The organism is Streptomyces sp. NPDC058650 (assembly GCF_042717315.1).
Taxonomy (GTDB): domain Bacteria; phylum Actinomycetota; class Actinomycetes; order Streptomycetales; family Streptomycetaceae; genus Streptomyces.
On sequence record NZ_JBHXRL010000008.1, the window covers coordinates 1 to 14,007 of the forward strand.

At 68.6% G+C, this 14,007-nt stretch carries 14 protein-coding genes; 1 reads left to right on the forward strand and 13 read right to left on the reverse strand.

The annotated features are described in order from the left end of the window. The 8 genes from nrdF to ACFWWU_RS16160 form a co-directional block, all read right to left on the reverse strand. The coding region (gene nrdF / locus ACFWWU_RS16125; RefSeq protein ID WP_384145003.1) for a class 1b ribonucleoside-diphosphate reductase subunit beta at positions 1 to 809 on the reverse strand (809 nt) is incomplete at its 3' end. 72 nt (positions 810 to 881) lie between these two features. Continuing rightward, positions 882 to 2,987, reverse strand: coding sequence for a class 1b ribonucleoside-diphosphate reductase subunit alpha (nrdE, locus tag ACFWWU_RS16130; protein WP_384145006.1), 2,106 nt, complete (start codon positions 2,985 to 2,987; stop codon positions 882 to 884). Between the two features lie 32 nt (positions 2,988 to 3,019). Next, positions 3,020 to 3,436, reverse strand: a complete 417-nt coding sequence (nrdI, locus tag ACFWWU_RS16135) for a class Ib ribonucleoside-diphosphate reductase assembly flavoprotein NrdI (protein ID WP_384145009.1) — start codon at positions 3,434 to 3,436, stop codon at positions 3,020 to 3,022. A gap of 60 nt (positions 3,437 to 3,496) precedes the next feature. Next, positions 3,497 to 3,730 carry a glutaredoxin-like protein NrdH gene (nrdH, locus tag ACFWWU_RS16140; RefSeq protein ID WP_384145012.1) on the reverse strand — a complete coding sequence of 78 codons (234 nt, stop codon included), beginning with the start codon at positions 3,728 to 3,730 and terminating at the stop codon, positions 3,497 to 3,499. A 433-nt stretch (positions 3,731 to 4,163) separates the two neighbouring features. After that, positions 4,164 to 5,498 carry a beta-xylosidase gene (locus tag ACFWWU_RS16145; protein WP_384145015.1) on the reverse strand — a complete coding sequence of 445 codons (1,335 nt, stop codon included), beginning with the start codon at positions 5,496 to 5,498 and terminating at the stop codon, positions 4,164 to 4,166. Positions 5,499 to 5,725: 227 nt separating this feature from the next. Continuing rightward, complete coding sequence (locus ACFWWU_RS16150) at positions 5,726 to 6,205, reverse strand: hypothetical protein (RefSeq protein WP_384145018.1); 480 nt, start codon at positions 6,203 to 6,205, stop codon at positions 5,726 to 5,728. Positions 6,206 to 6,405: 200 nt separating this feature from the next. Next, entirely contained in the window at positions 6,406 to 6,768 is a 363-nt protein-coding gene (locus ACFWWU_RS16155) for a cytidine deaminase (RefSeq protein ID WP_384145021.1), read from the reverse strand. A 154-nt stretch (positions 6,769 to 6,922) separates the two neighbouring features. Further along, complete coding sequence (locus tag ACFWWU_RS16160; RefSeq protein WP_384145878.1) at positions 6,923 to 7,744, reverse strand: helix-turn-helix transcriptional regulator; 822 nt, start codon at positions 7,742 to 7,744, stop codon at positions 6,923 to 6,925. 177 nt (positions 7,745 to 7,921) lie between these two features. Between ACFWWU_RS16160 and ACFWWU_RS16165 the strand changes: the two genes are divergently transcribed. Then, a complete protein-coding gene (locus tag ACFWWU_RS16165) occupies positions 7,922 to 9,316 on the forward strand; it encodes an MFS transporter (RefSeq protein WP_384145024.1) in 1,395 nt (464 codons plus the stop codon). A gap of 1 nt (position 9,317) precedes the next feature. Here ACFWWU_RS16165 and ACFWWU_RS16170 read toward each other — a convergent pair whose 3' ends face one another. From ACFWWU_RS16170 to ACFWWU_RS16190, 5 genes are all read right to left on the reverse strand, one after another. Then, entirely contained in the window at positions 9,318 to 9,671 is a 354-nt protein-coding gene (locus ACFWWU_RS16170) for an MmcQ/YjbR family DNA-binding protein (RefSeq protein WP_384145027.1), read from the reverse strand. Then, a complete protein-coding gene (locus tag ACFWWU_RS16175) occupies positions 9,668 to 10,972 on the reverse strand; it encodes a hemolysin family protein (RefSeq protein ID WP_384145030.1) in 1,305 nt (434 codons plus the stop codon). Before ACFWWU_RS16175 ends, ACFWWU_RS16170 begins: the two co-directional genes overlap by 4 nt. A 4-nt stretch (positions 10,973 to 10,976) precedes the next feature. Continuing rightward, on the reverse strand, positions 10,977 to 11,474 hold the full coding sequence (ybeY, locus tag ACFWWU_RS16180; RefSeq protein WP_024757712.1) for an rRNA maturation RNase YbeY: 498 nt from the start codon (positions 11,472 to 11,474) through the stop codon (positions 10,977 to 10,979). Between the two features lie 12 nt (positions 11,475 to 11,486). Continuing rightward, a complete protein-coding gene (locus ACFWWU_RS16185) occupies positions 11,487 to 12,569 on the reverse strand; it encodes a PhoH family protein (protein WP_384145034.1) in 1,083 nt (360 codons plus the stop codon). Positions 12,570 to 12,674: 105 nt separating this feature from the next. After that, on the reverse strand, positions 12,675 to 13,799 hold the full coding sequence (locus tag ACFWWU_RS16190) for a carbohydrate kinase family protein (RefSeq protein WP_384145037.1): 1,125 nt from the start codon (positions 13,797 to 13,799) through the stop codon (positions 12,675 to 12,677). Positions 13,800 to 14,007: the final 208 nt, after the last annotated feature.

A 14,007-nucleotide genomic window follows, 5' to 3' on the forward strand; every position in this document is an offset into this window, starting at 1 on the left:
TCTTCGGTCAGGCCGACACCGTCATAGAGGTCCTGCGTGTACTGCACCTCGTTGTCGTAGAGCTCGTAGAGCAGCGAGAACGTGTAGTCCTTCAGGTCGTCGCGCTCGGCCTGGGAGAGACCTTCGAGCCCCTTCTGGAACTTGTAGCCGATGTAGTACCCGTGCACGGCCTCGTCGCGGATGATGAGGCGGATCATGTCAGCGGTGTTGGTGAGCTTCGCCCGCGACGACCAGTACATCGGCAGGTAGAAGCCCGAGTAAAACAGGAAGCTCTCGAGCAGCGTCGAGGCGACCTTGCGCTTCAGCGGGGAGTCGCCCTGGTAGTACTCCATGACGATCGCGGCCTTCTTCTGAAGGTTCTCGTTCTCGACCGACCAGCGGAAGGCGTCGTCGATGTCCTTCGTCGAGCACAGCGTCGAGAAGATCGACGAGTAGCTCTTCGCGTGCACCGACTCCATGAACGCGATGTTCGTGTAGACGGCCTCTTCGTGCGGCGTGATGGCGTCGGGGATGAGCGAGACCGCGCCGACCGTGCCCTGGATCGTGTCGAGCAGCGTGAGACCCGTGAACACGCGCATCGTCAGCACCTGCTCGTCGCGAGTCAGCGTGTTCCACGACTGGATGTCGTTCGACAGCGGAATCTTCTCGGGCAGCCAGAAGTTGTTGACCAGACGGTTCCAGACCTCGAGGTCCTTGTCATCCTGGATGCGGTTCCAGTTGATCGCATTGACGTGGCTGACCAGCTTCAGCTTGCCGCCCGTGTGGGCAGGGTCGTTGCTGGCGGAGTTCACCGGGTCTGTGAGAGTCATTTCAAGTCCTTCTGAAAGAGAGCGGATGCCGCGGGGCGACGGGTCTCGATACGCTTCGCTACTCGACCGGCGTCAGAGCATGCACGAGACGCACTCGGTCATGTCCGTTCCTTCAAGCGCGAGCTGACGCAGACGGATGTAGTAGATCGTCTTGATCCCCTTCTTCCATGCGTAGATCTGCGCCTTGTTGATGTCGCGCGTCGTCGCCGTGTCCTTGAAGAACAGCGTGAGCGAGAGGCCCTGGTCGACGTGCTGCGTCGCCGCGGCGTACGTATCGATGACCTTCTCGTAGCCGATCTCGTAGGCGTCCTGGTAGTACTCGAGGTTGTCGTTCGTCATGAACGCCGCCGGGTAGTAGACGCGACCGAGCTTTCCCTCTTTGCGGATCTCGATCTTCGACGCGATCGGGTGGATCGAGGCCGTCGAGTTGTTGATGTAGGAGATCGAACCGGTGGGCGGCACGGCCTGCAGGTTCTGGTTGTAGATGCCGTGCTCCTGGATGGACGCCTTCAGCGCCTTCCAGTCCTCCTGCGTGGGGATGTGCACGTTGGAGTCGGCGAAGAGCTGCGTGACCTTGGAGGTCGCGGGCACCCACGCGGCATCCGTGTACTTGTCGAAGAACTCGCCCGAGGCGTACTTCGAGTCTTCGAAGCCGACGAAGGTCTCGCCGCGCTCCTTGGCGATGGCGTTCGACGCCTTCAGGGCGTGGAACAGCACCGTGTAGAAGTAGATGTTCGTGAAGTCGATGCCCTCTTCGCTGCCGTAGAAGATGCGCTCACGAGCGAGGTAGCCGTGCAGGTTCATCTGGCCGAGGCCGATGGCGTGCGACTTGTCGTTGCCGTCTTCGATCGAACGCACCGAGGTGATGTGGCTCATGTTCGACACGGCGGTGAGACCACGGATGGCGGTGTCGACCGTCTTGCCGAAGTCGGGCGAGTCCATCGTGAGCGCGATGTTCAGCGAGCCGAGGTTGCACGAGATGTCCTTGCCGATCTCGTTGTACGACAGGTCTTCGTTGTACGTCGTCGGCGTGTTGACCTGCAGGATCTCGGAGCACAGGTTCGACATGTTGATGCGGCCCTTGATGGGGTTCGCCTTGTTCACCGTGTCTTCGAACACGATGTAGGGGTAGCCGCTCTCGAACTGGATCTCGGCGATCGTCTGGAAGAACTCGCGCGCGTTGATCTTGGTCTTCTTGATGCGCGGGTTGTCGACCATCTCGCGGTACTTCTCGGTGACCGAGATGTCGCCGAACGGCTTGCCGTAGACCTTCTCGACGTCGTACGGCGAGAAGAGGTACATGTCTTCGCCGTTCTTGGCGAGCTCGAACGTGATGTCGGGCACGACGACGCCCAGCGACAGCGTCTTGATGCGGATCTTCTCGTCGGCGTTCTCGCGCTTGGTGTCGAGGAACCGCATGATGTCGGGGTGGTGCGCGTTCAGGTACACCGCGCCGGCGCCCTGGCGGGCACCGAGCCGGTTGGCGTAGCTGAAGCTGTCTTCGAGGAGCTTCATCACAGGGATGATGCCCGACGACTGGTTCTCGATCTGCTTGATCGGGGCGCCGGCCTCGCGGATGTTCGAGAGCGAGAGCGCCACGCCGCCGCCGCGCTTCGAGAGCTGCAGGGCGGAGTTGATGCCGCGCGAGATCGACTCCATGTTGTCTTCGATGCGGAGCAGGAAGCAGGAGACGAGCTCGCCGCGCTGGGCCTTGCCCGTGTTGAGGAAGGTCGGGGTGGCCGGCTGGAAGCGGCCGCCGATGATCTCTTCGACGAGGTTGACGGCGAGCTTCTCGTCACCCTGCGCGAGGCCGAGGGCCGTCATGACGACGCGGTCTTCGAAGCGCTCGAGGTAGCGCTTGCCGTCGAACGTCTTGAGCGTGTAGCTCGTGTAGTACTTGAACGCGCCGAGGAAGGTCTCGAAGCGGAACTTCTTCGAGTACGCCAGGTCGTTGAGCTTCGTGATGAACTCGAACGAGTACTGGTCGAGCACGGCCTGCTCGTAGTACTCCTTCTCGACGAGGTAGTCGAGGCGCTCCTTCAGCGAGTGGAAGAAGACGGTGTTCTGGTTGACGTGCTGCAGGAAGTACTCGCGCGCCGCTTCACGGTCTTTGTCGAACTGGATCTCGCCGTTCGGACCGTAGAGGTTCAGCATGGCGTTCAGGGAGTGGTAGTCCATGCCGCTCGCCGATCGCGGTGCGTCGATGAGCGCTACGCCGTCAGTTGTCGCTGTGTTTGCCAAAATGCGTCCAATCCATCGTTGACGGCGCGAACGTCGTCGGGTGTTCCGAATACTTCGAAGCGGTAGAGGTGCGGCACCCCGGTCTTGGCGGCGATGATGTCGCCGGCCAGACCGAAGGCCGACCCGAAGTTGGTGTTGCCCGCGCTGATGACGCCGCGGATGTTCGAGCGGTTGTCGGGGTCGTTCAGGAAGCGGATGACCTGCTTCGGAACGGCACCCTTGCCGTCGCCGCCGCCATAGGTCGGCACGACGAGCACGTAGGGCTCGTCGACGTGCAATGCTGCTTCACGCGCATGCAGCGGGATGCGGGCCGCAGAGCGGCCGAGCTTCTCGATGAAGCGCTTCGTGTTGCCCGAGACGCTCGAGAAGTAGACCAGATTCGTCATGGTGCGTCCTTCGCGACTGCGTTCTCCACCGGTTCACTCCCCCGAGTTCACCGGCGCCTCTCAGGCGAGGCGAGAGGCGAGTTCGTCGATCTTGTCGGGACGGAATCCCGACCAGTGGCCTTCGTCGGTGATGACGACCGGAGCCTGCAGGTAGCCCAGCTCTTTGACCTGCGCAAGGGCGCTCTCGTCGACAGAGAGGTCGAGCACTTCGTACTCGATGCCTTTACTGTCGAGGGCGCGATACGTCGCGTTGCACTGGTCGCAAGAAGGCTTGGTGTAGACCGTGACCGTCATTGTTTTCCCCTCGTTCTCAGGCTCTGGAGGAGCCTGTCCCCCGGTGTTGCATTTCGTACTTCAATACTACATCTAGTGTTCGAAGAACTCGACTGCCACAACATGCTGTAGTTACATTCGTGTAGTTATCCACCGGGTTATCCACGGGTTACCAACAGCGGATGCTTCGGTGACCGGCGGATTCTCGCGGCTTCGCCCGGGGTTATCCACAGCTGCCGTCTTCGAAATCTCTTGCCCTGTGGACGAATGCCGGGCGTGTCGCGAATCGGAACCCTTGGGGGTGCTTCGCCCCGCCGACCCCTACATATGGTGTTGTGACCCCAACACTGCCACCACCCACCGACATCACCGCGGTGCGACGCGCGGGCGCGCAGAGAAGTGGGGGGGGGGGGGGGGGCGGGCGGCCGGGGCCCCCGCCCGCCCCGCCGGGTGGTCAGGACAGGGTCAGCGTCAGCACGCCCGCGTACGAGCCGGGCGCGGTGAACGCCGGGACGTCGAGGGAGAGCTTGGCGTCGACGGTGAACTCGCCGCCCGTGAGGGTGCCGTTCGGCGTGGAGGCGAGGGTCGCGCCGCCGCTGCCGACGGGACCGGCCGAGCCGGCCGCGCAGGTGCTGGGGCTGCCGGCCTTGGCGGTGCAGGCAGGGGTCCAGCTGAGGTTCCCGGCGCCGATCGCGCCGCCGGGGCCGGTGAAGTCGGTGACCTTGCCGGTGAGGGACCAGCCCGCGGGGCCACCGCGGAAGTCCTTGACCGTCACCGTCTTCAGGTCGCCGGTGGCCGCGCCGCCCTGACCGAAGTCGACCGAGGTCAGCTCGACGGCGTCGCCGGCCTGGCTCATGGACAGCTCGCCCGCCGTGACGGCCGCGGTGATCGTCTGACTGTTCGGCGGTGCCGGTACGACGACCTTGTACGCGGCGGGTCCGGCGCCCTTCTCCGGGTCCCAGGCCGCGCCCTCGTACGCCACGATCCCGGTGGTCGCCGGGTCGTTGACCTTGAGGCGCGCGGCGAACCCGCCCTCGCTGTCGGTCGTGACGGTCATCTTGTCCGCGGTCTCCGCCCCGCCGGCCCGGCCGACGACGGTGACCTCGGTGAGCGGGGTGAACTTGGAGCCGTTGACGGTCACCCGCACCCCGGGGTCGCCGGAGGCGCTGTCGAGCGCGAGCGCGCGGGCGTTGGGGCTGGTCACGGGGCTCGCGACGACCGTCTCGGAGACCGGGGCGGGCGGGTTGAGCACCGTACAGGGGGTGTCCAGCTCCATGAGGTAGCTGGTGTGGATGTTGTAGTCGCCCGGCGAGAGGGTGATCGATCCGGCCTGGGTGACCGTGAAGGTGCCGGTCATGGAGAAGGCCGGGAAGGAGCCCTTGCCCGGGATGGGCGGGTTCTTCTTGGGGCCGGTGACGTTGACCGCGCCGGTCTGGGCGCCGCCGAGGACGACCTTGCCGCTCGGGGTCATGATGTCGGCCGGGAGCGCGAGGTCGACGGGGTTCGACGCGGCGGGCTTGGTGATGGTGTAGGTCACCGTCACCGTGTCGCCGACCTTCGGCGCGGCTTTGTCGACCGTGATGTCGGCGGTCGTGGTGCCCGTGATGGGCGGGATGCCGGCGATCGGCGGCGGGACGCAGCGCGTCTGGAATTCCACCGGGGTGGAGCCGGCGGTCGCGTGGGCCGGAGCGGCGATGGCGCCGCCTGCGGCGACCGCGAGGGCGGTGGCGCCGAGGACGGCGGTCCAACGCCGTCTTCGGGTCGCCGCCCGGGATCGGGTGAGTGCCATGTGTGGGCCCCCTCCTGAGGGATGAGAGGGCGCCATTGACGGCTGCGGGCCGAGAGAAGTCAATGGAATCGAAAACCACCGACTGATGACCCATCAGATTCTGTCAAGATCAGCGGGCTGCCTGCGTTTTCGCAGGTCAGGCCAGTCGCCCTGGGCCTCGAACACGCCGGAGACCGGTGCCGCCATCGGCGACACCGGTCAGGGGTGGAGCAGGGGTGGAGCAGGGCTCAGCTGAACACGAACGGGCCGGGCGACTGCGACGTCGTCGCGTCACAGTTCACGGTGATCCCGAAGATCACCATCTTGAGGGCGACACCCGCGAAGTACGAGTTGAGGCTGTCGCCCGAGGCCACGGTCCCGGCCAGCGGGCCGATCTTCACGGACTGCCCGGCGGCGAGCGCCGGGTTCTTCTTGCCGGTGAACACCCTGGTGCCGCCGCCACCCTTGGCCATCGTCAGCGTGGCGTTGATCGTGTCGGCGCCGACCGCGAGCGGGGTCGTGATGCCCGAGGTGAGGGTGATCGTCGCGGACGTGCCGCTCTGGGTCGCGGTGAGGGTGGCGGGGCCGCCGCCCCAGGTGCCGCAGTCGTACGTCGCCGTGGCGGACCCCGGCGAGACGGCTCCGGCCGTCGGGGCGAAGACGAGTCCGGCGGCGGCGAGCGCTCCGGTGAGTACCGCGACCGTCCCTAAGGTGCTTCTGCTTCTCATGGCGAGTTCGAACCCCTTCCGATGACGAACGCAGGGGTGCGGGCACTGCGTGAATGGCGAATATCTGACGGTCCGTCGGGCGAACCGATGCTCATTGAGACGCAGACCGCCAGGGAAGGCAAGAGAAGATGCGGTGATCCTTCACAAACGCGCAAGGGCCCGGCGTTCCCGCCGGGCCCCCGATGTCCTGATCCAGCCCCTCAGCCCGCGGTGACGGCCTCGCGCAGCTGCCCGTCCGGACCGGCGAGCAGGACCGGCGTCTCCGGGCCGCCGAGGTCCCGTACGGCAGCGCGGTCCGCCGCCGAAGCCGCCTCGGCGGTCGACACCACGGCCGCCGCCTCCAGCGACTGGGCTCCGCTGGCCACCGCCATCGCCACCGCGGTCTGCAGCGCGCTCAGCTTGAGCGACTCCAGCTCCACGGTCCCCGCCACGTACGTCCGCCCGGTCTCGTCCCGTACGGCCGCCCCCTCGGGCACGCCGTTGCGCGCGCGGGCGCTGCGCGCCAAGGTGATGATCTTGAGGTCCTCGGCGCCGAGGTCGCCGTGCTCGCTGCTGAGTGTCATGGCCCGAGCATAGGTCGGAGCCCGGGAACACCCGGACCCCGTCTCATCCCACGGCCGGGCGGGTCTCAGCCCGCGACCGGACGGACCTCAGCCCGCGACCGGACGGACCTCGCCCCCCCCGGCCGGACGGACCTCGCCCCCCGCCGCGTGGTCCTCAGCCCGCGACCGGGTACATCGCCCCGCGGCGGCCCTCCGGGGAGACCAGCCACTCCAGCTTCGCGGCCGTGTCGGCCTCCGGGAGCGGGGTGTGCATGACGACGACCAGGTCCGGCCGGGCCGGGATCCTGAGCTGTGTGGCCTCGACGACCAGGGTGCCGACCAGCGGGTGCTCCATCTCCTTGCGGTTCTGGCCGCCCGGCAGGATGTCCCGCCGCTCCCACAGCTCGGCGAACTCCGGGCTCAGCTCCTTGAGCTCCTCGACGACCGCCCGGAACCCCTCGTCGTCCGGGCACTCCGAGCAGGCGGAACGGAACTGGGCGACGACCCGGGGCGCGAGCTCCTCCCAGTGGCCCATCCGCGAGCGGTACAGCGGGTCGGTGAAGAAGGTGACGAGACAGTTCTGCGGGGCCTCCGGCCGCATCCCGAGCACGATCGCCGCCGCCTCGTTGTAGATCACCGTGTTCCAGTACACGTCCATGATGTGCGCGGGGAACGGCATCCACGTGTCGATCAGCCGTCGCAGCCCCTGGCACATGTCCCGGTCCTCCGGGGCGGCCTCCAGGGCCGGCGGGTTGAGCGCCGCGAGGACGTACAGATGGCGCCGCTCCGCCGGGCTCAGCCGCAGCACGCGCGCCACCGAGTCCAGCACCTGCGGCGAGACCGTGATGTCGCGGCCCTGCTCCAGCCACTGGTACCAGGACACCCCGACCCCCGCGAGGACCGCGACCTCCTCGCGGCGCAGCCCCGGGGTGCGGCGGCGCGCCCCGCCGTCCGGGAGCCCCGCCTCGGCCGGGCTCACCCGGGCCCGGCGGCTCATCAGGAACTCGCGCAGTTCGCCGAGGCGGTGCTGCTTCGTGCTGGTGCCCTTGAGAGCGGTGGCCACGTCTGCTTCCTCCCCCTGGATGCCTGTGGTGACTGGTGGTGCCTGGTGGTACGACCAACAGGATAAGTACCCGCTCCCCACCCTTGTTCCCGTGGCACGAGAGTCGTCGGCATGGCAACGACGACCACTCCCCCCGCTCCGCACGCCGTTCCCCCGGCCGCTCTCACCGGCCGCAACCGGCTCATCCTCTTCGTCCTGTGCGCCGCCCAGTTCATGGTGGCGCTCGACTTCTCCGTCCTGAACGTGGCCCTGCCCGTCCTCGGCGCCGACCTCGGCCTCGGGCAGTCCGCCCTCCAGTGGGCCGTCACCGCCTTCGCCCTGCCCTCCGGCGGATTCCTGCTCCTCTTCGGACGGATGGGCGACCTCTACGGACGCAAGAAGCTCTTCCTCGCCGGGCTCGCGCTCTTCGGCGCGGCCTCGCTGCTCGCCACCTTCGCCTGGAACCCGGCCGCCTTCCTCACCGGACGCGCCCTCCAGGGCATCGGCGCCGCCGCGATCGTGCCCACCGGCATGTCGCTCCTGACGACCACGTTCCCCGAGGGCCCGCTGCGGGACAAGGCGCTCGGCATCTCCGGCACCCTGCTGTCGCTGGGCTTCACCGTCGGCATGCTGCTCGGCGGGGTCATGACCGACACCCTCGGCTGGCGCTCGACGATGGGCCTGCTCGCCGTCTTCACCCTGGTCGTGCTGCCGCTGGCGCCGGGTCTGCTGCCCGAGTCCCGCACCCCGGAGCGGCCCCGGCTCGACGTGCCGGGCGCGGTGACGGTCACCGGTGGTCTGCTCGCCCTGATCTACGCCCTGTCGACGGCCGCCGAGCACGGCTTCGGCCGTACGGACGTGCAGGTCACGCTGGTGGCGGGGCTGCTGCTGCTCGCGGTCTTCGTCCGGGTCGAGTCCCGGCACGCGGCCCCACTGGTGTCGCTGCCGATGCTGCGGCGGGGCACGGTCGCCTTCGGCAACCTGGGCGGCCTGATCACCTTCTCGATGATGTCGACCGTCGTCTTCGTCCTGACCCTGTACCTCCAGGAGACGCTGGACCTGTCGGCCTTCGCCACCGGACTGGTCTTCGGCGTGCAGGGCGTGGCCTCGATCGTCGCCGGCGTGCTCGCGCCGAGGGTCATCGGCCGGATCGGCGCCCGCCGCGTCCTGGTGGGCTCGCTCGTCGGGCAGGGCCTGCTGACGGCCGCGATCCTCGGTGTGAGCGCGGACGGCGGCGTGGTCCTGGCGACGGTCGCCGTCTCGCTGGCATCGATGTGCCACCTGGGCGCGATCATCTCGTACGGACTGACCGTCACGTCCGGTGTGCCGGACGAGGAGCAGGGCCTGGCGACCGGCCTGGTGACGACCACCCAGCAGGTCGGGCTCACGATCGGGATCCCACTGCTCGGGGTGCTCGCGACCACGGGCGGGGACCTGTACGGGGGCGTCCGCACGGTCCTCGCCCTGGACGCGGCGATCGTGCTCGGCACGGCGCTGCTCGTCGGCCTCGGCCTGCGCCGCAGGTGATTCAGGGCCGGTCGAGGCGGAGTCGTACCGCCTTGGGAAGACCGGCGACGACGAGGTCGTACGAGTCCTCGACGAGCTCCCGGACCATCCGGTCCGGGAGCTCTCCGACGGTCACCGTGTTCCAGTGCCGCTTGTTCATGTGGTAGCCCGGGGCGACGGCCGGGTGCTCCTCGCGGAGCCGTACGGCCTCGTCCGGATCGCACTTGAGGTTGACCCGCAGCGGCCGGCCTTCGAGCCACGACAGCGCGAACATCTTCCCGGCGACCTTGAAGACGGAGGCCTCCGGGCCGAACGGGAACTCCTCCGTCGCGTCGTTGAAGTCCAGGCAGAAGGCGCGCAGCTGGTCGGGGGTCATGCGGGCTGCTCCTCGGGTTCCGTCGGTTCCAGCGGTTCCACGAGCACGGTGACGATCTTGTTCCGGCGGCCGGCCGGGGACTCCGCCGTGAGCCGCAGCGAGCGGCCGTCCGGCAGCTCCACGGCCGCCTTCGCGCCCGCGATCGGGACGCGGCCGAGGGCCTTGGCGAGGAGTCCGCCGACGGTCTCGACGTCCTCGTCGTCGAACTCGTCGGGACCGAAGCCGTAGAGCTCGCCGAGGTCGCCGATGTCGAGGCGGGCGGTGACGCGGTGGCGGCCCTCGCCGAGCTCCTGGACGGGCGGCAGCTCGCGGTCGTACTCGTCGGTGATCTCGCCGACGATCTCTTCCAGGATGTCCTCGATGGTGACGATGCCGGCCGTGCCGCCGTACTCGTCGATGACGACGGCGACGTGGTTGCGCTCCTGCTGCATCTCGCGCAGCAGATCGCCGGCGTTCTTGGTGTCGGGGACGAAGGCGGCGGCCCGCATCGCGGTCGACACGACGTCCGCCTCGGAGTCGCGGTTGACGTGCGTCTTGCGGACGAGGTCCTTCAGGTACACGATCCCGACGATGTCGTCCTCGTTCTCGCCGGTGACCGGGATCCGGGAGAAGCCGGAACGCAGCGCCAGCGTGAGGGCCTGACGGATCGTCTTGTACCGCTCGATGCAGACGAGGTCGGTGCGCGGCACCATGACCTCCCGGACGAGCGTGTCGCCCAGCTCGAAGACGGAGTGCACCATGCGGCGCTCGTCGTCCTCGATCAGCGACTCCTGCTCGGCGAGGTCGACCATGGCCCGCAGCTCGGCCTCGGAGGCGAAGGGACCCTTGCGGAAGCCCTTGCCCGGGGTGAGCGCGTTGCCGATGAGGATCAGGAGCTGCGGGATCGGCCCCATGATCCGGGCGAGCGGCAGCAGGACGTACGCGGCGGCGGTCGCCGTGTTCAGCGGGTGCTGGCGGCCGATGGTGCGCGGCGACACGCCGACGGCCACGTACGAGACGAGGACCATGACGGCCATCGCGACGAGCAGCGCCTCCCAGGTCTCCGGGAAGGCTTCGAGGCAGGCGTACGTGACGAGGACGCCGGCCGCCATCTCGCAGGCGACGCGGACGAGCAGCGCCACGTTGAGATAGCGGGTCGGGTCGGAGGCGATCTGCGCGAGCTTCTCCGCCCCGCGCCGCCCGGACCGTACGGCCTCGGCGGCACGGAAGCTGGTGACGCGGGCGAGCCCGGCCTCGGCGCAGGCGGCGAGCCAGGCGACGACGACCAGGGCGACCGCGCCCAGGATCAGCGAAACGTCCATCGGGTCAGGAGACGGTCGGCGCCGGGGACGGGCCGGTGAGGCCCTTCTCCGCGCGCCAGCCGTCGACGATCGCCGCCTGGAGGCCGAACATCTCGGCCTTCTCCTCGGGCTCCTCGTGGTCGTATCCGAGGAGGTGGAGCACGCCGTGGACGGTGAGGAGCTGGAGCTCCTCGTCCATGGAGTGCTCCGTCGGCGCGTCCTTGCCCTGCTGGGTGGCGACCTCGGGGCAGAGCACGATGTCGCCCAGGAGCCCCTGCGGGGGCTCCTGGTCGTCCTTCGCCGGCGGGCGCAGCTCGTCCATCGGGAAGGACATGACGTCCGTCGGCCCGGGCAGGTCCATCCACTGGATGTGGAGCTGCTCCATCGCCTCCGCGTCCACGACGATCACCGAGAGCTCGGAGAGCGGGTGGATGCGCATGCGCGCGAGCGCGTAGCGGGCGATGTCGAGGATCGCCTGCTCGTCGACCTCGGTACCGGACTCGTTGTTGACGTCGATCGACATGTGTTCTGCGTTCTACTTCCCGTTACGGCCGCGCCGATGCTCGCCGCGGCTGTCGTCGCGGCTCTCGTTGCGGAGGTCGTACTGCTCGTACGCGTCGACGATACGGCCGACGAGCCTGTGCCGGACGACATCCTGCGACGTGAGCGTCGAGAAGTGGACGTCCTGGACACCGTCCAGGATGTCGCGGACCTGGCGCAGACCGCTCTTCGTGCCGTTCGGCAGGTCGACCTGGGTGACGTCACCGGTGATGACGATCTTCGAGTCGAAGCCGAGGCGGGTGAGGAACATCTTCATCTGCTCGGGGTTCGTGTTCTGCGCCTCGTCGAGGATGATGAACGCGTCGTTGAGCGTCCTGCCCCGCATGTATGCCAGCGGCGCGACCTCGATCGTCCCGCTCGCCATGAGCTTGGGGATCGAGTCGGGGTCGAGCATGTCGTGCAGCGCGTCGTAGAGCGGGCGCAGGTACGGGTCGATCTTCTCGTAGAGCGTGCCGGGCAGGAAGCCGAGCCGCTCGCCCGCCTCGACGGCGGGCCGGGTCAGGATGATCCGGGTGACCTGCTTGGACTGCAGGGCCTGGACCGCCTTGGCCATGGCGAGGTAGGTCTTGCCGGTACCGGCGGGACCGATGCCGAAGACGATCGTGTGCTTGTCGATCGCGTCGACGTACCGCTTCTGGTTGAGCGTCTTGGGGCGGATGGTGCGGCCGCGGCTGGAGAGGATGTTCTGCGTGAGCACCTCGGCGGGGGTCTCGTCGCCGCCCTCCGCCGATCCGTTCTCGCTCGCCCTGAGCATGGCGATCGAACGTTCCACTGCGTCCTCCGTCATCGGCTGACCGGTGCGGAGCACCAGCATCATCTCGTCGAACAGGCGCTGTATCAGGGCGACTTCCGCCGCGTCCCCGACCGCGCTGACCTGGTTGCCCCGGACATGGATGTCGGCCCGCGGGAAGGACTTCTCGATGACGCGGAGCAGCGCGTCACCGGAGCCCAGCAGGCTCACCATCGGATGCTTGGCGGGGACGGTGAAGTGGGCGCGGACCTGGTCGGACGTCCCGTCGAGGGACGCTCCGTCGTGGGCTGTGGGTGTCTGAGTCATGGGCCGGCACTGTGGCCTGCGCATACCTCCCGTTGCAGGGTTCTCGCTGCTCGACAACCTCTCGACTCCCAAGCCTACGACTTGGCGGCGACCGGCCGAAGGGATTTACGAAGCGGCCGCGCGGAAGCCGATCGTCGGGACCGCCCGGCGCAGCGGCCAGGGGCGCGCGGGGGCCGGCAGGAGCCGCTCCAGGAAGGCGTAACGGCCGCGCAGCGCCTCGGGGTCCTGTCTGGCGTGGCCCTGGACGTGCTGCCACCAGGCGGCGATCTCGCCCCAGGTGGGGGCGGAGAGCGAACCGCCGAACTCCTGGACGGAGAGCGCGGCGGTGAGGCCCGCGAAGGCGAGCCGGTCGGCGAGGGGCCAGTCGGCGAGGGTGCCGGTGACGAAGCCGGCGACGAAGACGTCCCCCGCGCCGGTGGGGTCGAGGGCGGAGACCTGGATGGCGGGGACCTCGGCGGTCTCGCCGGTGGCGCCGTCGACGGCGTAGGCGCCCTCGGCACCGAGGGTGACCACGGCGTAGCGGACCTTGTCGGCGAGGGCGCGGGCGGCGGCCCGGGGGCAGTCGGTGCGGGTGTACCGCATGGCCTCCGCGGCGTTGGGCAGGAAGGCCTCGCAGTGCTCCAGGTCCGTGAGGCCCGCCAGGTCCCAGTGGCCGGTGTCGTCCCAGCCGACGTCGGCGAAGACCTTGGCGCCGCCGCGCGCGGCCTGCGCGACCCACTCCTCGCCGCGGCCGGGGACGAGGGAGGCGACGGCGGCCCGGGCGTGTGGCGGGTAGGCGGGCAGGGCGCCGGCCGCGTCGTCGGGTGGCGCCTCGTGGCCGTGGGAGACCATCGTGCGCTCGCCCTCGTAGGCCATGGAGACGGTCACCGGGGAGTGCCAGCCGGGGACGGTGCGGGAGAGGGTCAGGTCGATGCCCTCGCCCTGCTCCAGGGCGTCCCAGCAGTACTCGCCGTAGTGGTCGTCGCCGAAGGCCGCGGCGAGGGAGGTGCGCAGGCCGAGGCGGGCGAGGGCGGTGGCCATGTTGGCGACGCCGCCGGGGCTGGAGCCCATGCCGCGGGCCCAGGACTCGGTGCCGCGGACGGGGGCGCTGTCGAGGCCGGTGAAGATGATGTCGAGGAAGACGGTGCCGGTCAGGAAGACGTCGCAGTCGGGGTCGGTGGGCTCGCGCAGGCACACCAACGGGTCGACCCCGGCGTGGTGTTGCGGCTGGTCTCCCCTTGCTGTGCTCACGGCGGCTCCCCGAACGTGGTGCGGATCAGATCAGTGTGCCCGATGGGGGCCGGGTGACGGGTGGGACGCACGAGGAAGGCCAACCCCTTACCCGTAAACCCGCACGCCAAACCGACAGTGACGCAGATCACATACTTTACCCTCGGGTACCACCTTCTCGGGCAACTCACCTGCTTGATACACATGGTTCCGCGACCCCGTGTTCCCC